The 21,416-nt window shown below is 37.6% G+C and carries 11 protein-coding genes; 2 read left to right on the forward strand and 9 right to left on the reverse strand.

Translation table 11 applies throughout. The features are described from left to right. Positions 1–132 precede the first annotated feature (132 nt). The 6 genes from ACZZZI_RS03950 to ACZZZI_RS03975 form a co-directional block, all read right to left on the reverse strand. A complete protein-coding gene (locus tag ACZZZI_RS03950) occupies positions 133–528 on the reverse strand; it encodes a response regulator (protein WP_463488623.1) in 396 nt (131 codons plus the stop codon). Next, complete coding sequence (locus ACZZZI_RS03955) at positions 503–3,955, reverse strand: PAS domain S-box protein (RefSeq protein WP_463488624.1); 3,453 nt, start codon at positions 3,953–3,955, stop codon at positions 503–505. The genes ACZZZI_RS03950 and ACZZZI_RS03955 overlap by 26 nt, the downstream gene beginning before the upstream one ends. 483 nt (positions 3,956–4,438) lie before the next feature. Continuing rightward, on the reverse strand, positions 4,439–6,127 hold the full coding sequence (locus ACZZZI_RS03960; RefSeq protein ID WP_463488625.1) for a sodium/sugar symporter: 1,689 nt from the start codon (positions 6,125–6,127) through the stop codon (positions 4,439–4,441). 79 nt (positions 6,128–6,206) lie between these two features. Beyond that, positions 6,207–7,538 carry a xylose isomerase gene (xylA, locus tag ACZZZI_RS03965; protein ID WP_463488626.1) on the reverse strand — a complete coding sequence of 444 codons (1,332 nt, stop codon included), beginning with the start codon at positions 7,536–7,538 and terminating at the stop codon, positions 6,207–6,209. 17 nt (positions 7,539–7,555) lie between these two features. Then, positions 7,556–9,034 carry a xylulokinase gene (locus ACZZZI_RS03970; protein WP_463488627.1) on the reverse strand — a complete coding sequence of 493 codons (1,479 nt, stop codon included), beginning with the start codon at positions 9,032–9,034 and terminating at the stop codon, positions 7,556–7,558. A 140-nt stretch (positions 9,035–9,174) separates the two neighbouring features. Next, positions 9,175–10,815, reverse strand: a complete 1,641-nt coding sequence (locus ACZZZI_RS03975) for a glycoside hydrolase family 43 protein (protein WP_463488628.1) — start codon at positions 10,813–10,815, stop codon at positions 9,175–9,177. Between the two features lie 133 nt (positions 10,816–10,948). On the opposite strand from ACZZZI_RS03975, the gene ACZZZI_RS03980 reads away from it, so the two are divergent. Together ACZZZI_RS03980 and ACZZZI_RS03985 are read left to right on the forward strand one after the other, a co-directional pair. Next, the gene (locus ACZZZI_RS03980) at positions 10,949–12,565 is read left to right on the forward strand and encodes a GH35 family beta-galactosidase (RefSeq protein WP_463488629.1); all 1,617 of its coding nucleotides are present in this window, start codon (positions 10,949–10,951) and stop codon (positions 12,563–12,565) included. Between the two features lie 7 nt (positions 12,566–12,572). Further along, positions 12,573–14,492 (forward strand): sialate O-acetylesterase, encoded by a 1,920-nt coding sequence (locus ACZZZI_RS03985; protein ID WP_463488630.1) that lies wholly within the window; start codon positions 12,573–12,575, stop codon positions 14,490–14,492. 306 nt (positions 14,493–14,798) lie between these two features. Here the strand turns inward: ACZZZI_RS03985 and ACZZZI_RS03990 are convergent, their stop codons facing one another. The 3 genes from ACZZZI_RS03990 to ACZZZI_RS04000 are packed head-to-tail and all read right to left on the reverse strand — an operon-like array spanning position 14,799 to position 21,399. Continuing rightward, on the reverse strand, positions 14,799–16,457 hold the full coding sequence (locus tag ACZZZI_RS03990) for an endo-1,4-beta-xylanase (protein ID WP_463488631.1): 1,659 nt from the start codon (positions 16,455–16,457) through the stop codon (positions 14,799–14,801). Positions 16,458–16,480: 23 nt separating this feature from the next. Beyond that, on the reverse strand, positions 16,481–18,289 hold the full coding sequence (locus tag ACZZZI_RS03995; protein WP_463488632.1) for a RagB/SusD family nutrient uptake outer membrane protein: 1,809 nt from the start codon (positions 18,287–18,289) through the stop codon (positions 16,481–16,483). 26 nt (positions 18,290–18,315) lie between these two features. Further along, positions 18,316–21,399, reverse strand: coding sequence for a SusC/RagA family TonB-linked outer membrane protein (locus tag ACZZZI_RS04000; RefSeq protein WP_463488633.1), 3,084 nt, complete (start codon positions 21,397–21,399; stop codon positions 18,316–18,318). Positions 21,400–21,416: the final 17 nt, after the last annotated feature.

Here is a 21,416-nt window from a genome sequence, read left to right on the forward strand (position 1 = left end):
TCTAAACACAATTGAAGCACTTTGGTCGAAATTTTACTCACAATCAAATGATGACTGATAAATTTATCTAAAAAAGAAACCCCATGTAGATTTATGCATCTATATGGGGTTAAAAGACTGAGATGCAAAACCTCAAATGAAGAAACTGCCAAACTGGGGATCTATACTCATTCCCTCCAAATCAGAGATTCGTAGAGGCTTAGTTAAAAATCCTTTTATTAAAGGGTAATTGTAAGATTTTAATTTGTCTGAATTGTTTACCGAAGAGGTAACCATAATAACAGTAAGCTGCGATCTATAAGGTAAATCAACTAACAGATCGAGAAGCTGCCAGCCATTCATATCAGGCATATTGATATCCAGAAATAGTAGGAACTCAGCACCTTCATTCATCAAAATATAATCGTATGCCAGCTTACCGCTTTTAAAGCTAATACTGGGTATCGTTGGTAAAAGGTCTTCAACTATAGTTTGATGCAGAAAGAGAATGATCTCATCATCATCAATTATCAAAATTTTCTTTTCCATTAGTCATTAATCTATCCACGTCCTCTGATTTGGAAGTTACTTCTCGAATAATAGAATCGAGTTCATTTGCAGAAGAATCTATATAGTCCAATATTTTAGTTACCCCAGCATCCTCAAAAGTTTTACTCGAAAGCATATTAACCAGGCCCATCAATTTTGCTAACGGCGCCCGTACTTTATGAGATTGAATCCAGGCAATTTCCCGCAACCGTTCATTTCGTTTTTCAATAGCACGGAAGTACTCAATACGCTCAGATATATCGTTCACGACAATAAGCTTTGCCTTTTTACCTTTAAATATAATCGTATTGCTTTTTAAATCCACATGCATTAATTGACCATTTTTCTTTTGATGGATGAAGGATCCCTGATAAATCGATTTTCCGCGTTTTCTGGTTTCGTTTATTACGTCTTGAACTTTATCTACCTCACTTTTCGGTCTTATATCCATGATGTTCATTTTAAGAAACTCAGACCTGGAGAAGCCATACTTAATAACTGCCGTTTCATTTACATCCAAGAATTTCAGCGTTTCAAAATCATAAACCCACATCGGCAAGGGGCTAAGATGGAAAAGCTCACTATACCGCTTTTCCGAGGCTTTAAGATCTGCCTTAACCATCGCCTCTGAAATCTCAGTTCGTTTTTGATTATCTATATCCTGAAGACTTCCAAAAAGCCTTATGCACTGACCATTAACCATCTCTGAACTTCCGATATTCCTAATCCATTTAAGTTCGCCAGAAATGGTTGTAACCTGCAAAACCTCATCCCAGGGGATACCATAATGAATACAATCGTGCATACGAGCGTTCATTTTATCAATAGCTTCCTTTGGATAGAAAACGCCAAGCGGGTTTTCCTCCTGAGGCTGAAAATCAGCACCGACTTTCAATATCTCCCTGGTAATTTCCGACCAATGAATGCGTTTTTCGGGAATGGTGATCTCCCAGCTTCCAATACGTGCCAGGCTATTGGAGCGAAATAACAGCTCTTCCATTTCCTTTTTTTCGGTGATATCCTTTGCCACCGAATAAACGAGTTGATCTTTTTCAATTGGCTGAGAGGTCCATGCCAGCCACTTGCTCCTACCACTTGAGGTAAGGTAACGAGCCTCTATATAATAACAATCTTCACTCCCTTTGAGCTTATCCAATTGCTCTAATGTTTGTTCCCGTTCTAAAGGATGCAAGAAATCGATAGCGGGCCGCGACAAGAGCTCTTCCATGCTGTAACCAAGTATTTTTGATGCTGCAGGATTAAGTTTTCTGAAGTTCCCGTGATAGTCTGTAATGGCAATTACATCGGGCGCTACTCTGAAAATCTGATCTAATTCCTGTTCCAGTTTTTTACGATGAAGTTCGGTACCCAGATGTTTGCCCAATGATTCAGGCAGCACTTTTACCGCTCCTTTATCTTCATTTGACGAACCAAAGATCAATGCCCCAATAAACTTATCATGATGAAAAAGCGGCAAACCAAAAAGATCTTTTATATACTTTTTATTTTCTCCATCAGGAGATTTTACAGTCCAGACCGCCTTTTTTGCGCTCGATTTTATTTGTTCAGCATATTGTTCTAATAAACTTTGTGAAAACTGACGACTAATATTTTGCTTATTAAAACCTGCGCCAAAGCATTCTACAATAAGCTCCAGATTGTCCCGAACCTCTTCCAGTAGAAATAGGTCAGCAAAGGCGAATCTTCCAAACTCAGCTATTTCGCAGAGTACTCCGCGGGCTGAACTTTTTAACCCCTGATCTTCATTAAAAATTTCGGTTACCCTGGATAAAAGTATGGATTGCTGCTCCTGTTGCTTTTCCTTTGTAATATCGCGGAGAATGGCGATCCAGTGCGTGTACTCCCCCTTTTGATCTCCAACAGGGGTAACTGAATAATTTACCCATATGGCTGTGCCATCTTTGCGATAGTTAACAATTGCACCTTTGTAAGACCTGTTGTTTCGAATGCAGTCCAATAACTTGCTTAATTCCAATGGATCTGAATCGTCTCCTTGCAAAAACCAAGGACTCGTTCCTTCGATCTCTGAAAATGTATAACCTGTCATCTCTTCGAAAGCCGCATTGACAAACATAATCTTAGTGAAAAAATCTGCACCATGGACGACCTCCGCGACTAAAACCGCATCGATGGTGTTGGTCACAACAGATTCCATGATTCGAAGTCTGATATCTTCCTGTTTTTTCAAAGTGATATCCTGCATGGCCCCGATCAGCCTCAACGGGGCTCCAAATTCATCCCTAATCACAAAAGCCTTATCAGATACATAAGCATATGTTCCATCCGATTTTAAAAAACGGTAGTCATCACTCCAGTTGGTACCAGATGAGCCAAGAAAGCTATCCAATTGTTCTTTAACTCTTTGAATATCCATGGAATGAATCCTGGACTCCCAGGTCCGCAGATCTGAATTTAGCGTTTCATCTGTATAACCAAATAGTTTTAAAAAACCCTCACCCCAAAAAATTGTGCCATTAACTAGATCGCAGTCCCATACCGCATCAGAGGTCGCCCGACCGACAAAACGATACCTTTCATTACTCCGCTCAATGGCCATTCGGGCTTCGATCAGATCGGTAACATCTCTAGAATTTGCAACAAAGCCGTTCACAGCTGGGGTCAGTCGTAAGTCGGTAATAACAGTCTGAACCCATCTCCAGCTCCCATTGTTATGGCGAAACCGGAAAGGGCTTAAAGAAAACTTCCGTTTCCCTGCCGCATTATGAAATTCTGAATTTGCAACTTCGATATCATCAGGATGAATAAATTCAAACGCATTCTTTCCGATAAAAATCTCTGGCTCAAAATCCAGGACATATCGGACTGAATTACTTACGTATGTATAATTTGCCGTGTCGTCTAATATGGCAATCATGTCTGAACCATCGTGAACCAGCGCACGGAATCGTTTTTCACTTCGCCGCAAAATTTCTGCTCCCAGATTTTTCTCCGCTTCTTCAAGTGCCGAATTATTCTTATCATCTGGACGATTATTTAATAACATCACATCGGCCTGCTGAATGGCTGACAGTGTGTGCAAAACATAAAAGTTATCATCTTTACGAAAAAGAAATTTATTGTTAACACAGAAGGCGAAAGATTCCGCTGAAATACCTTCCAAATTTAGACACACCCTATCTTCTGTTGAGCTTTTTTTCTTTGCGCTAATAAAGATTGAGTGGATAAGTTGAGCGCAAGAATCCGAAGACCTGTAAATCCCCTGCAGATCGACTTCGTTAATAGTTCGAGTTGTTAATCCAGCAGCTTGTAAAAATTGTTTATTAGTGGCCTCAATAGTAATTTTGGAATTATTTACCCTCAATAATGCAGCGGGTTGAGTTATGGAAGCCAGAAGCTTCACAACAACTCCTAATTCCAGAAAAACATCTTGCGTATCATTTCCCATTCACAATATCTTAATATTAATCCTTAGTTTCTCTCGTAATCGATCTCGATGACTTGTGTAAATTCCATCAATCAGTTAAATCAGAATGCTGAAATTAACAACCAATATCTGATATCAATTACATAATTGTGTTATTGAATAAAATGAACAATAATCTTCGTTAAAGTAAATAATGCTAAACCCTTCAAAACTTATTAATGCCAGAATAGGCTAGTTCGTCAGTAATAATTTTTCGCAGAGAACATACTGAACAATAAGCTTTGCTTTGCCTACCTTACAAAATGTGTATTCAACAACGAGGAAATTAACTTTTCAAGTGTAAGTAAAAAAAACTGTTGGTCAAAACTAAAAAGAGTAAACCCATACTCATCAGATGGGCATGGGTTTATAATGACAAAACGAATGAGGTCACAAACTGAAATTAATCACTCGCGAGCTAATCTAGCTCTATGAGATATTTAACAACTTGTTAATCTTTTATTGCTACCAGTAAACACTATATAGTGCAACGATTAAACCAATGATAATTAATGCACCAACTGCAAAGCTTCTTGATGTTTTAAACATTTTCACATCAATTTCAAGGCCTTTATCGTTCACTACTTTTTTGCTCTCTATCATGCTTATAATGTACATTCCAATTATACAGAAAACGAATACAAAACCCATCCGATCTAAAAAAGGAATTTCATAGAGCATACTGCCATTTTCTTGTTTTACAAGTTTAGAGAAACCCATGCCCGATAACCAGAAAAGATCTGTTAATTTAGGCAGGAATTTTAGAAGCAACGATAAGCCAAAGCCACCAATAGTAGCAAATAACGCGGCATTTGAAGTTGTCTTTTTCCAAAAGAAACCTAAAATAAACATAGCAAAAATACCAGGAGAAACAAAACCTGTATATTCCTGTATGTATTGGAAACCACCTTTTTTATCGATTCCCAAATGAGGTGCGATTAACACACCTAAAACCATTGCCACAACTATTGTTATTTTCCCGGTTAAAACGAGGCTCTTTTCTGTTGCATCCGTGTTAAGTACTTTCTTATAGATATCCAAAGTAAAGATAGTCGCGATACTATTGGCTTTACCCGCTAAAGATGCAACAACAGCTGCCGTTAATGCGGCAAAAGATAAACCTTTTAATCCTGCTGGTAATAAGTTTAACAGAACAGGGTAAGCTCTATCAGGGTTTACTGAACCATCTTGAAGCATTTCGCTTTGAAATGCGCCATCTTTATATAACACGTAAGCTGCAATACCAGGCAATACCACAATTATTGGCATTAACAATTTTAAAAATGCCGCGAATAATATTCCGCTACGTGCAGTTTTTAAATCGGCGCCCAATGCCCTTTGCGTGATGTATTGATTACAACCCCAATAGTTCAGGTTAACAATCCACATACCACCTACTAACACACTTAAACCAGGCAAATCAATATAGTTTTCGTTGTCTGGTTTTAAAATCATATGAAAATGCTCCGATGCTTTCGAAGTCATCAGACTGTAGCCTTCTAAAATTCCTTTGGTTCCATAATGATCAGATACCAAATTCAAGGCTAGATATGTTGTTGCTAGCCCGCCTAAAATCAAGAAGAATACCTGTATAACATCTGTATAACCAATAACTTTCATTCCACCAAGTGTAATTATGATGGCAAATCCAGCGATGGCGTACATACAGAAATCGATGTTGAAACCAGAAATACTGCTAACGGCTAAAGCACCTAAATATAAAATTGAGGTTAGATTTACCACAACGTATAATAGAAGCCAAAAAACAGCCATTATCATCGCAACAGTGCCATTATAGCGCTGATGCAAAAACTGTGGCATTGTCGATATTTTATTTTTTAGATAAACAGGAATAAAAAATACCGCAACCACAATCAAGGTAGCAGCTGCCATCCACTCGTAGGTTGCAATAGCCAGACCCATTTTAAAACCCGACCCGCTCATGCCAATAAACTGCTCTGCAGAAATATTCGATGCGATTAACGAGGCACCGATTGCCCACCAGGTTAAAGAACCTTCTGCCAGGAAATAATCTTTAGAACCAGTTGAAGCGGATTTCTTTTTATTGTAAATGTAAAGCCCGTAAGCAGCTACAATGACGAAATAGATTAAAAAAACAATGTAATCCTTCGTATCGAGTATGTTATTTTTCATTAATTTATTTGGTTAAATATTTTTTTGTCTTACAGCCAGGGATTAGCTGTTAGACAAATATAAACTTTCCGCAAAGCTTTTAAATATATCGGTTTATAACATTCTCGAGATATTCCTGCTTACCGCTGATTACTTTTGGTTCTCCATTTTCTGCTGCATAATTTCTTAAGTCTTCGAGTGTAAGTTTACCTTGTTCAAATTCTGCACCCTTACCGCTATCAAAAGATGCGTAGCGATCTGTTCTTACTTTTTTATAATCTGATTTTTGAAGAACAGCATCAGCGGTAATTAATGCTCTTGCAAAAATATCCATACCGCCAACATGAGCATAGAATAAGTCTTGAGGATCAGTAGAATTACGTCTGATTTTTGCATCGAAATTAACGCCACCACCTTTTAATCCTCCACCTTCTAAAATAATAAGCATCGCTTCTGTTAGCTCATTAATATCATTTGGGAACTGATCGGTATCCCAGCCATTTTGGTAATCACCACGATTTGCATCGATTGAGCCTAACAGACCGCTATCTACTGCTACCTGAAGTTCATGCTGAAAAGTATGGCCAGCTAAAGTTGCATGGTTTACTTCCAGATTCAGTTTAAAATCCTCCAACAAATCAAATTGCTGTAAAAAGCCTTTAACTGTTGCTGCATCATAATCATATTGATGTTTAGAAGGCTCGCAAGGCTTAGGTTCGATAAAAAACGTTCCTTTGAAACCCTGTTTACGTGCATAATCTTTAGCGGTATGTAAAAATTTAGCCAAATGCTCCTGCTCCCGTTTCATATTGGTGTTCAGTAAGCTCATATAACCTTCTCTGCCTCCCCAGAACACGTAATTTTCTCCGCCTAATGCGATTGTTGCATCTAACGCTGATTTAACCTGCGCCGCACCATGCGCCAAAACATGAAAATCTGGATTAGTAGAAGCACCATTCATGTAGCGCCCGTGACTAAACAAATTTGCAGTTCCCCAAAGTAACTTTACACCACTTTGTGCCTGCTTTTCTTTAGCATATTCCACTAAAGTCTGTAATCTACGTTCGTTTTCTGCTATATCATTTCCATAATCCACAACATCCACATCGTGAAAACAATAATAAGGCAACTGCATTTTGGTGATAAATTCAAATGCGGCATCCATTTTATCTTTAGCCCGCTCTACCGCATCCTTCTTTTCATCCCACGGAAAAATATGAGTTGGCCCTCCAAACGGATCAGCTCCGTTCCCGTTGAAAGAGTGCCAATAAGCACAGGCAAATTTAAAATGTTCTTTCATGGTTTTACCCGCAACAATTTTATCTGCATCGTACCATCTGAATGCGAGCGGGTTATCACTTTGTAAACCCTCGTATTGAATCTGTTTGATTCCTTTAAAAAATTCAGTCGCTCCTGTTATTACTTTTATCATTTTATTATATTTTGTAATTATTTTAATGCTTTAATTAATATATTTTTCCAATCTCCATACAATGGTTCATAATCATTCGAATTTTTAGGCTCGAGGTAACGTAATACTTTATGTTCAGCAAAAGCTTCTTCCGCATTTTTAAAAACACCAGCGCCAATTCCTGCACCTAATGCAGCCCCAACACTTCCATCATTTTCATATAATTCTACGGGCACACCTGTTACATCTACAAAAGCCTGGGCGAACAAATCACTTAAAAACAAATTAGCCATCCCAGCTCGGATTACTTTTGGTTGCATTCCGTTTTCACGTAAAATATCTAAGCCATAACGGAAAGAAAAGGCGATTCCTTCTTGAACGCTCCTGAAAATATCGGATTGATTATGCAAATTTAAATCAACCCCTAATAACTGGGCTCCAGTATATTTATTATTCAACATACGCTCTGCACCATTGCCAAATGGCAGCACGCGAATACCTTTACTACCTATTGGTGATAAGGCTGCAAGTTGATTTAATTCTGAATAAGAAAGATTTGGCGCAAAATTATATTTAGCCCAGCGGTACATACTGCCAGTTCCGTTGATGCAAAGCAACACGCCAGTTCGTTTTGCATCGTTTGAATAATTTACATGAGCAAAAGTATTAACACGCGATTGCTGATCATATGTTAATTCATCACTAACGCCATAAATTACACCTGAAGTTCCTGCAGTTGCGGCAACCTCTCCTGGTTTAAGTACATTTAAAGACAATGCATTATTAGGTTGATCACCTGATTTATAGGTTACCGGAATACCTTCTTTTAACCCTAATAATCTGGCAATTCCAGGGCTTACATAACCATGCTCAGAAAATAATGGTTTTATATCTGGAATTAGACTTTCATCCAAGCCATAAAAATTTAAAACATCTTTGGAAACCTCATTTTTTCTAAAATCCCAAAAAACTCCTTCGGAGAGCGCAGCAATACTTGTAGTAATCTCTCCAGTAAATTTCATTGCAATAAAATCGCCAGGCAGCATAATTTTATCTATCTTACTGTAAAGTTCGGGTTCGTTGTTTTTAACCCAGGCCAGTTTCGATGCTGTAAAATTACCAGGTGAATTAAGCAAATTATGTAAACATCTCTCTTGCCCAATGGCATCAAATGCTGCTTCTCCTAATTCAACAGCCCTGCTATCGCACCAGATTATACTGTCTCGCAATACATTTTGTTCTTTGTCTACCACAACTAATCCATGCATTTGATAAGCAATACCAATTGCAACGATTTCTTTGGGGTTAAACAACTCCAGGGCATTTAATTTTAGGATGGCTTGTTGTGTATTTCTCCACCAATCCATTGGAGATTGCTCTGCCCAGCCAGGCTTTATGGATTTAATTTCCGTTTCAATATCAGGATACTGAACAGTAGCTAAACACTTTTGCGTAATTGCATCAACAACAGATGCCTTAATGGAAGAAGTGCCTATATCGATACCTAATAAATACATATATGGTTAAAATTTTATAATGTTATGCAAACGGTTGCATAAATATGAGATTTAATTTATAAACTGCAAATTTTTTATTAAAAAATCATTCGTAATTAACGGACAATTATTGTTATTAATCATCAATTCAAGCAAAAACCCTAATTTTTTCCTGCATAATCCAACCACTTAAAGCTTGCCTTATTATCTGATGTTAAGCCAGAAGAGGTGGCATACAAGGCAAACAGTGAGCCCACAAAACCGCCCGCTACCTTTGTACTTAAATACTTCCCATCTAAGCCTCCTGCCAATAATTTCCAATCGTTGGCATTATTTGAATAATAAAAATTACATACGCTTTTATCTGCTTCGATTTGAAGATATAATTTGCTTTTTCCAACATAAACCTGCTTAATTAAAGACATATTATTATTTTGCTTGTTGCCTTTAAAAATCTGCAATACCTGCCTGCCACCTTCGATAGATTTGCAGAGATAATAGAAATTAAATTCACTTTGATAAATCAACAAACCCGCCTTTTCGTTTTTAGCCCTTGCTGTAAAATTTAATTCAGTTGAGGCCTTACAAATTAAATGTTGCTGCCGTTTCCCTATAAAAGCGGGATTCCCCGTCCCCATGCAAGTTTCCGGTGAAAGATTCATCGTTATACCGTCGGCTTTACTGAGCTTAAACCAGCTTTGATCTAAGGTTCTTAAAAAAAGTAGCGCTGGGTCAATTTTATCCTCGAATTTGATTCTGTATTGAAAATTGCCACTTTGAGGAATTGTGTTTAACTCTGTAACTTCCTTAAAAGATGCCTTGTACACGGGTTGAATTTCTTTAAAATCGGGATTAATAATTGGCCATTCATTGTCCCATCTAACGGGAGCAATAAATGTTTCTCTTCCAATATTATAAAAATCGTCTTCATAAGGGCGAACGGCTAAAAACACAGCGTATGTATTTCCATCTGGCCCCTCAACCAGCTCTGCATGTCCTGCAGAAGTTACTGGATTTTTACGTTTCGGATCTAAATCCCGTTGTGTTAATATTGGATTCTTTTCGTACGCTAAGTAAGGACCAATTGCCTGCTTGCTCCTTAAAATTACCTGCGAGTGATTAACGGAGGTTCCGCCTTCTGCAGCGCACAGATAATACCAATCTCCTCGTTTAAAAATATGAGGTCCTTCGATCCAAACAGGCTTTTTACTAATGTCTACTCCCCCATTTACCAATTGTTTTTCTTCACCTAAAACTTTTAAGGTAATGGGATCAAATTCGTAAACACGAATTGTTCTATGGCCACTATAAAGCGGCTTATTATCAGGCGCATCGCTATTGTAAACAATATATGCTTTATCAGCATCAAAAAACAAAGATGGATCTATTCCTTTAACTTCTGGCAACCAAACAGGATTGCTCCAGGGGCCTGATGGGCTTTTGGCTGTTACTACAAAATTGCCTTTCCGATCGATTAACGTACAGGTTACATAGTATGTTCCATTATGAAAATTTATAGATGGTGCAAATAATCCCCGCGATACGCCATCTCCTAAAAAGTTCATTTGGCTTGGCCTATCTATAACATTGCCGATTTGCTTCCAGTTTTTTAAGTCTTTGCTATGAAAAACAGGTATACCTGGAAAATATGAAAATGTAGAATTAACTAAATAATAATCATCGCCCACTTTCTTAACACTTGGATCGGGATAAAAACCAGATAAAATTGGATTAACCAAATTAATTTGTGCAGAACAGGTTATAGCTATACATAGAAAAAAAAGAGTGAAACACTTTCTCATTTTGAGGAATTTTATTTGGTTACGAAGAGGAAAGATATAAATAAAGAAATAAAAATGCAACCGATTGCAGAAACTATTTTTTTTCTTATTTTAGTAAAAGTTTCAAGCTCATTTTTACCCTAACCAAATCAATATGAAAAAACTGGCGCTATCGATTTTCTGCCTTAGCCTGCTCACTACAACGGTAACTTTTTCGCAAAGCTATTTTAAAACTCAAGGCAACGTAAAACAACTTTATGTAAACGACAAACCATTTCTAATTTTAGGAGGTGAACTCGGTAACTCGAGCTCATCGACTGTAGAATACATGCAACCGATTTGGCCAAAACTAAAATCCATGAATCTAAACACGGTTTTAGCACCAGTTTATTGGGAATTAGTAGAACCTGAAGAGGGAAAATTTGATTTCAACCTAATTGAAACCCTTATACAAAATGCCCGAAAAAACGACATCAAGTTAGTATTTCTGTGGTTTGGCGCCTGGAAAAACAGCATGTCTTGCTATGCGCCATACTGGGTTAAAAAAGACCAGAAAAGATTTCCACGAGCTACAAATAAGAATGGTGTCGGACAAGAAATCCTTAGCCCTTTCTCTGAAAATAATTTAACCTCAGATATTAAAGCATTTAGAGCTTTGATGACCTACATTAAAAAAATAGATGCCAAAGAGCAAACTGTTATTATGATACAGGTAGAAAATGAAATCGGAATGCTACCCGATGCCAGAGATCATAGTGCAATGGCTACATCTGCTTTTAATAAAGCTGTCCCGCAGCCATTATTCAATTACCTAAAGTTAAACAAAGAAAACCTGATGCCAGAATTTAAAGCTGCCTGGGCCAAAAACGGTTACCAAACCTCAGGTACATGGGAGAGCGTTTTTGGCAAAAGTTTAGCCACTGATGAAATTTTTATGGCGTGGTATTATGCAGATTTTATTAACAAACTAGCAGATGCGGGCAAACAAGCTTATAATTTACCAATGTATTTAAATGCTGCTCTTAATTATAAAAAAGAAGCTAAACCCGGAGAATACCCGAGTGCTGGTCCGTTACCGCACATTATTGACGTTTGGAAAGCTGGTGCACCAAAAATCGACTTGCTTTCTCCAGATTTTTATAATCCTAATTTTAAATACTGGAATGATTTGTATGTAAGAGGCAATAACACCCTATTTATTCCTGAGATTAAATTTGAACAAGGTGTAGCGGGTAAAGCATTCAATGCTATTGGTCACTATAACGCCGTTGGCTTTTCCCCCTTCTCAATCGAAAATGGAGATGAAAAAATGAATATGGAGATTTCTAGCGCTTATAAATTATTAGATAAATTAAGCCCTTTAATTCTTCAAAACCGAGGGAAAGGAATGATAAATGGTGTTTTATTTGATAAAAAAGATAACAAGCAGGAAATTAAATTAGGCGACTATATTTTAACTTTCTCGCATGATTTAAATTTGGGCTGGTCACCAAAATCAAAAGAAGATAACTGGCCGATTACTGGTGGATTAGTTATACAACTGGCACCAGATGAATTTATTGTAGCTGGAACTGGTATAGTGGCATCTTTCAAACCCTTAGCTGCTAATCTAAACGCAGGTATTGCGCAAATCGATGAAGGTAATTTTAAGGATGAGAAATGGATACCTGGCTTGCGTTTAAATGGCGATCAAAGTCATCAAGGCAGACATTTAAGAATCCCCGAAGGTAATTTTAGTATTCAAAAAATAAAACTATACGCTTATAAATAATCTCCAGATGAAGAAAACAGCAATATTATCTCTATTAGTTTTTAGCTTCTTATACGGATCTGCTCAAATTAAACTTCCTAAACTGATTAGTAGTGGAATGATTTTACAAAGATCGGATACCGTTAAAGTTTGGGGCTGGGCGGCGGCCAGCGAAAACATAAGCTTAGATTTCAACAAAAAAAAGTATAATACAAAAGCAGATAAAAACGGGAACTGGGAAATAAAGCTAATGCCACAAAAGGCTGGCGGGCCTTACGAAATGGTTTTTACAGCTAGTAACAAAGTCGTTTTAAAAGATATTTTATTTGGTGATGTTTGGCTTTGTAGTGGCCAATCGAACATGGAATTGCCAATGGGTAGGTTGATTGATCAATATCCAGAGGCAATAGCCAATGCAAACCACCCGCAAATCAGGCAATTTTTAGTCCCTGATGAATATGATTTCAAACAAAAAAGAAACGATTTATCAAGTGGAAGATGGGAAGCCGCTAATCCAAAAACAGTTTTAGATTTTTCTGCCGCTGCTTACTTCTTCGCTTTAGATATAAATAAAAAATACCACGTCCCGATTGGAATTATTAACGCAGCATTGGGCGGCTCACCAGCGCAAGCATGGATTAGTGAAAGTGCAATCGAAAAATTTCCAGCCTATTATAAAGAAGCACTAAAATTTAAAGATGATCAGCTTATTAAGCAAATTGAAACGGATGATCAAAGCTTATCAAATGCGTGGTACAAAAACTTAAATACAAATGATTTAGGCGTAAAGAATAACTGGAAAGGAAATGTTGAAGATTCTGATTGGGCAGAAATGAATATCCCAGGCTACTGGGCAAATGGCGATTTAGGAAAAATCAATGGTGTCGTTTGGTTTAAAAAGGATATTATTATTCCAAAATCGATGATTGGTAAACCCGCGAAATTACTATTGGGTAGAATTGTAGATGCGGATTCTGTATTTATTAATGGCGAATTTGTTGGCGCTACCAGCTATCAGTATCCGCCAAGAAGGTATCTTTTTAATTCAGGAGTTTTAAAAGAAGGTAAAAATACCGTAACAGTTAAATTAATTAATAATTCGGGCAATGGTGGTTTTGTAGAAGATAAGGCGTACCAACTTATTACGGGTCAAGATACAATCAACTTAAAAGGTAAATGGAAGTATAAATTAGGCGCAAAATCAGTTCCTGCGCCATCGCAAACATTTATTAGATGGAAACCTACCGGACTCTATAATGCGATGATTGCTCCATTAAAAGACTATAAAATTAAAGGGGTATTATGGTATCAGGGAGAGGCGAATACTGGAAATGCCAAAGAATACATAGAGCTTATGCAGAGTCTTATTGAAGATTGGAGAGCAACCTGGAAAAAGCCATTATTGCCATTTATCTATGTTCAGTTACCTAATTTTATGGAAGCTAAGGATAAGCCTTCTGAAAGTAACTGGGCAGAATTAAGATTTCAGCAACGAGCTTTGTTAAGTGTTAAAAACACAGGAATGGCAGTGGCAATAGATTTAGGCGAATGGAATGATATTCATCCGTTAAATAAACAGGATATTGGTAAAAGATTAGCCCTGCAGGCTGCTCATTTGGTTTATGGAGATAAAAAAACAATTTCAAGCGGACCAACCTTTAAGTCGTTAATTTTGAATAAAAATAAACTTATTTTGAGCTTTGATAATGTTGGTGATGGATTAGTAATTAAATCAGGTTCGGCATTAAAATACTTTGCTGTAGCAGGAGCCGACAAAAAATTTGTGTGGGCCAAGGCAGAAATACAACATAGCAAAGTTTTAGTTTGGAGTGAAGAAATAGCTAATCCTGTTTATGTTCGTTATGCGTGGGCTGATAATCCTGAAGGGGCAAACCTTTATAACAGAAACGGTTTACCAACCGAACCTTTTGAAGCTTCAATAAAATAACTATGGAATAGAATGGATAAGCCAATTACTTTCACCAATAAAAAGAACTGGTTTGATTTCTGAATAGTTCTTATAATCATTTTGGATTCTAATCCCGAATAAACATAATAATAAAGGATTACAATCCAAAAATATCATAATAATTCGGGATTTTAAAAGGTAATAATCAATTTTACTAGCGGTAATTCGGCTGAAAACCATAATAATAGTGCCTCTAGAATCGAAGTATCATAACTTTCTGACAGCACTAAAAAATAAAGGCCATTCCGAACTCGGAATGGCCTTAACCACTAACTAACCATTTTATTACTGGCCTTTGAGACCTTGAGAAAAACCTCCAAAAGCTGGTTTTTTATTGTATGAGCCATCGAATAGCAGAGGCCCATCATTTTTTGCTAAACTTGTTGTAATCCAGCTATCGGCATCAGTAACACCCCAAACCGTAATTCCACCACGTTGTGCTTCTGGTACATATTTATAGTAAGCTTTAACCACGTGATTATACATCGCCGCCTGAAGATTTCTTAAAGCAGGGAAAGTAGCAACCGCCCCAACCTTTTCTGATGGGTTTAATCTAACATCTAATTCAGATATACGAACCTTCAGTCCAGTTGCAGCTAATTTCTGAAACATCTCATTAATCATATTGTAAGAAGTATTGATGTTACAGTGCATTTGCGTGCCTACGCCAGTAATACCAGTATTTGCAGCTTTTAACTCTTTAGCCAGGGCTACAAATGCATCCAGTTTCACCGTGCTCGATTCCAGATTATAATCATTCATGTATAAATCTGCATTTGGATCAGAGGCTCTTGCGTATGTAAAAGATTTTGACGCATAATCTCTTCCCAGATAATTTTGCCAAACAAAAATATCAGTTCGCCCAGCTGGAACAGGCGTATTGGTGTTGTTTCTGATTTCACCTGCATCAGTAAAAGGCTCATTGATAACATCCCAGGCTGTTATTTTACCTACATACCTACCTACAACCGTTTGGATGTGTTTTTTCAACGCATTATCTACAATCGTTGTCAAAGCGCCACCAGTTGGAGGCGCAACTATTGATGCATCGGTAATACTAACATCATCCAGATAAAGTGTATTTTGCGTTCCACCTAAATCAAAGGCCAATTGCATAGCAGTAACGCCTGCGGGAATAGCATAGTCGTACGAAATTTTTGTATAAGAAGTGGTTACAGCCTTTCCTCCCTGATAATTTACAGAACCAGCAGTAGCACCAGAATATGGTCTAATTTCAAATTGGATGCTTTGTGCACTCGCTCCTTTTATGTAAAAAGATATCGTATATGTTTTACCTGCTGTAACGGCAATCTGCGCTTTGCTAGCCAATTGCGTATTATAGTTTTGCCCGCCCGCAGGCACATTAACCTGTAAAGCTTTTGAGCCAGTATTCACATTACTTGCTGTACTTACAAATTGTCCTGCGCCATTTAAAACCTGCCACCCATCGGCTGGTTCGGCAGTGGTACCAATCGTGGTTGTTTCAAAACCTGGATTAACCGCTAAATTTGTTGGGCCAGTTCCGCTTCCACCTCCGCCAATTAAACTATTATAGTATGAGGCTCTTTGTTGCGAATGCCAGACTAAAGTATGCCCGAACACTTTTATACCTGCTGTAGTTGCCAGATTATAGAAGTTATCGGCAGTTGTAAAATCATAAGTTCCATCAGCCTTTACAATTGCATTGTTTTTTAGCTCATTGCCAAATGTAATCCATCCAGCCTCTCTTTTTATGGTTTCCCAATATGAAGAGTTGGTTGATGATAATGGATATTCTGCAGCTAAACCTATTGGAAAAGAAACCAAAGATTTTAAAGATGCAGCGTTGTCTGTAAATTGATCTTCAACCAGGCTATTTGCTCCGTTATAAATATCTTTTTTGCAAGAATACATCCCAACTGCTGTTAGTAACAGTAAGCCAGGGATAATTAATTTATTTTTCATTTTAATTTGCGCTAATGATTTGACTAATAATAACCTGGGTTTTGATATTTATTTCGGTTTGGATCGCCTGTTGGATCGACAACACTATTAATCTGACTTTGAGGGATGGGCCTTAAATTGTGGTAATCTTTTATGTTAGTAGCTCCATCTGGATTATTGGCCTTTACACGTTCTACCAACTTTTTACGAACAGCCAAATCAGCCCAGCGAATGCTTTCACCACATAGTTCTCGTGTGCGTTCATCTAAAATAAAATCAAGGTTAATTTGCGCTAATGTAATATCCATTGCTGCCTTTCTACTGGCAAGTTCTGTTGCCGATAAACCTGATCGGAACGCAGCTCTCTCTCTTAAAGCGTTAATTAACGGTACTGCATCTGCAGGATGACCATCTTGCAATGCAGCTTCTGCCGCCATTAGGTAAACATCTGATAGTTTTGCAACTATAAACGGACGACCAGAAACATCCTGAAAGTTATTACGAACACTGTCATCGTATTTTTTAAGATTTGGATAAAGCTGATTGGTTTTATTTTGATTACTCCAGAATTCTGATGGACCCAAAACCTTATACTTTTTACCTGCTGCTTTTAGCTGAGCTGCTCGGGCATCGGTTGGCGCCAAATAAATTGCGGTATCACCCAAAGCAAAGCCAACCCCTGCCAGTTTAGTTTTAAAGGTTTCTAAATCTGCACCAGTGCGTAAAGTTGCAACCCGCCATAACACCCTAAAAGTTGCATCGTAACGGCTATCATTAGTCTTCTCTGCAAAAACCTTATTAAAAACATAAGGCGTTGGCGCCAATTGTCTCAACGGACGACCATATTGTAAAGGACGATCATCAATAAGTGATACACCCCCAACCGTAATCGCATTTTGATAGTTGGCATTAAATAAATTGTTTGCAAGATTTACTTTACCATCAAATTCGGTGCCTGGACTTGTAGTTTCGTTATTCGAATTATTTAAAGCTAAACGTTCTACTGAATACAAAACCTCTTTGTTGTAATCATTACCTTGTTTATGCACCTGACTATAATCTGGTAATAAATCAGTACCATATTTTGCTTTATTATTGATTAATTCCATCGCTGTTTTATAAGCATTATTGAAATCTGTAGCCTCTTTTACATCAGAATAACCACGGTAGAGATAAACCCTCGAAAGTAAATGTAAAGCAGCAGCTTGCGACAGCTTGAAGGCATTTGTTGGCCTGGTAACTGGCAAGTTCTGACTTGCAAAAGTTAGGTCGTTAACCATTGCCTGATAGTTTTTCTTTAAAATATCAGTGAAAGGCAAGCGATTAAAGCCATAATACGCCACGTCTGTAAAAACCAGATCGCCCGATCCTAAATCCAAAGGTACTGCGCCAAACTGCTCAACTAACAATAAGTAATAATGTGCTCTCAAATATCTGGCCTCAGCAACAATAACATTACGTGCCGCATTATCCATTGTTACCTTCGGTGCATTATCTACAATAAAATTGCAAAGATTAATATTTGAATAATTTCTATTCCATGGTGTTAAAATAGCACCATTTGTAGGTGGAATTTGGTAAGTACCCAATTCCAGGGTTTGCCCAGAATTTCCCTGATCACCAAAGGTCCATTCATCAGTACCCATGTTAGCCAATAAAACCGCACCAATTGGTCCAAAATCGTAACGCATCCCTGCATATACAGATGTTATGGCAGCCTGCAGGCCTTCAGGTGTTCTTAAATATTCGGTGGTAAAGGCTGTATAAGGTTTTTCTTCTAGGGCTTTTTTGCATCCTTCAAGCGTAATTACCACCGAAAGAAATGCCGCGAGTATAAAATATTTTGTTTTCATATCTGTAATATTATGACTGAGGTTTATTAAAATGTAACATTTAAACCAGCCAGGAAAGTTCTCGTTGGTGGTATTGTAGCGCCAATTGTTAATGCTCTGTTTGATATATTTCCTGGATTTGAAACACCCTGGTTTCCAGTTCCTGTAGCTTCTGGATCTAAACCACCAGCCTTAACGTATGGAGAATATAAAATGAATGGATTTTGTGCAGCTATATAAACCTTAATTTTTTGTGCACCCAATTTATTCGCAAGTTTATTACTTAAGGAATAACCAAGGTTGATGCTTCTTACTTTGATGAAGCTGGCATCATAATAACCTAAAGTAGACCATGCGTCACTCGTTAAAGCTGAAGTAATTTGTCCTCCTGAACCATTTGGCGATGGGAAGTTATTTGTCGGATTTGTTGGTGTCCAATAATCAACAGCTAATTGATTTCTACGACCATCATTAATTGTTAAATAGCCCGCAAGTGGTTGGTGCACCTGACTTATTAATGTACCACCAAAACGAGCATAAACTACAAAAGAGAAATCGAAACCTTTATAATTGAAACGGTTAGTTATACCTCCTTGAATTTTTGCCTGAGCATTACCGATAACGTATTTATCATCAACGGTTAATTTTCCGTCGCCATTGTGGTCTTCTAATTTAAGCTGACCTGGAACAAATCCGTATTTTGCCGCCTCGGCGGCTTCACTTGTTTGCCAGATACCTAATTTTTTATAATCGAAAATCGCAGTTAAAGGCTGTCCAACAAATAATTGCGCATTCGTTACCTGAGTAATATTACCATTTAAGGCAACCAGTTTATTTCTATTGAAATAAAAATTCAGATCCGTGCTCCAAGAAAAACCACCATCGGTTTTAACATTTTGGCTTGATAGGGCTACCTCTAATCCCTTATTGGTTACGTTACCAATATTGGTCAAATAAGGTTCTGATATTCCTGATGTAGGCGGTAGCGGAACACCGTATAAAAGTTTGTCTGTTTTAGCGGTATACCAATCAACACTACCAGTAATACGGTTATTTAATATACCGAAGTCTAAACCGATATTTGTCGTACGCGTATACTCCCAATCCAATTTCGGATCTACAATTTTAGTTACATAATAACCAATTTGCGATGATGGCCCATAATTATATCGAACACTATTCGAAGCCACACCACCTAAAGTACTATATGCAGGCACAGCCTGGTTTGAAGTAATACCAAATCCAGCACGAAGTTTTAAATTCGAAACAATTTTTTGGTTCTTCATAAAATCCTCGTTCGTAATACTCCAACCTGCAGAAACTGCAGGGTATTGCTTCCATTTATTTCCATCACCAAGACGTGATGAACCATCTCTTCTACCTGTTAAAGTAATCATGTACTTATCATTGTAAACATAATTTGCCCTTAACATCATGGAAATCAATGTTGCTGAAGATTCACTTCCACCTAAAATGGCAACAGGACCAACAGATGATTGACCAAGATTGTAAAACTGTACAAAATCAGCAGTAATTGAATCCTTACTTACCGATGTATTGTGGTATTGTTCTCGTTCAAAGCCAAATAAAGCAGTAACCGAAACACGATGTTTCTGTGCTATGGTTTTCTCGTATGTAAGTAAATTATCTAAAGAGTACTTTGTTCCAGTTCCGTTATTAACAGATGCCGTATTCCCTAAACCTGGTCTGAAATAACTGTTGGTTCCTCTAAATTGCGCTCCTTCTTCCTGATTAAAATCTAAACCTGCATTTAAGCGATATTTAAGCCCATCAATAATCTGAACTTCTCCATAAAGACTATTAAATGTACGGAAACGTCGAACCCGATCTACCCACTGATTATTATTAGATAATAACATAAGTGGGTTATAGGTTGTATTTAAGTCATCAAGATTACCTGATGGTTTTATATTTACACTTCCATCGGTATTGTATGGCGAGGTTAACGGACTCAAAGCCAGCAACGGAAACACATTTAGCCCGAATTGCGAACCGTTAGTAATGCTATAGTTGGTTAAATTATTGAAACCAATTTTTACGCGTTTACCTACTTTGAAATCGCCTGTTGCTTTTAATGATGCCCTCGTAAAATCCTGACTTGGCAAAGCCGAAGTTTGTTTGAAATAACCTCCGCCAACAGAAAATTGACTTTGATCGCTTCCACCTGAAATGCTCAGATTATTGTCAGTCATGTAACCATCTTTATAGAGTAATTCCTGCCAATCTGTATTTCTACCAGTCGCAATACCCTGTTTCTCATCAGCCAGGTAATCTTGATTATAAACAGAATAATCACGAAGTGCTCTATATTGATCTGCATTGTAAACATTATACTTATCGGTGATTTTACTCACGCCATAATAAGTATTAAATGAAACTCTTGTATCACCAGCAATTCCTCGCTTTGTCGTAATTAAAACCACCCCGTTTGCACCTCTCGAACCATAAATTGCAGTTGCCGATGCATCTTTCAAAACATCAAGACTTGCAATATCATCTGGATTGATATCATTTAATGTACCACCATAAGGTATCCCATCTACAACAAACAATGGGTCGTTTGATGCATTAATAGATCTTTCTCCACGAATTCTAATCTGAGCTCCAGAACCTGGCCTGGTACCCACCGACTGAACTTCTACCCCCGCCATTCTACCTTGCAATGCCTGTTGAATATTCGCAACGGGAACTTCCTTAATTGCCGCACCACTTAAAGATACAACAGAGCCCGTAACATCTTTACGTTTCTGAGTACCATAGCCGATTACAACAACTTCATTTAGGTTTTTCGAATCTGGAGTTAGCACAACATTGTAACTCGAAACACCATTTTTAATTTCAATTTCTTGCGATGGATAACCTATAAAAGACACAATTAATGTCTTTTCATTTGTAGGCGCACTAATGGTAAAGCTTCCATCGTCTAATGTTAATGTGCTTTTACCTGAAAGTTTAAGTTTAATGCCTGCACCTGGTAAAGGAAGATTTTTTTCATCTACAACCTTCCCCTTTAAAATGTTTTGTGCAAACAGCAATGTTGGAGTTAGTCCTAGCAGAAGTAGCAGAACAACCATACGCTGCAAAAAGATTTTTTGTCTGGGTTTTCTCATAAAAGGTTCAATTTAAT

Source organism: Pedobacter sp. AC190, from assembly GCF_979258025.1.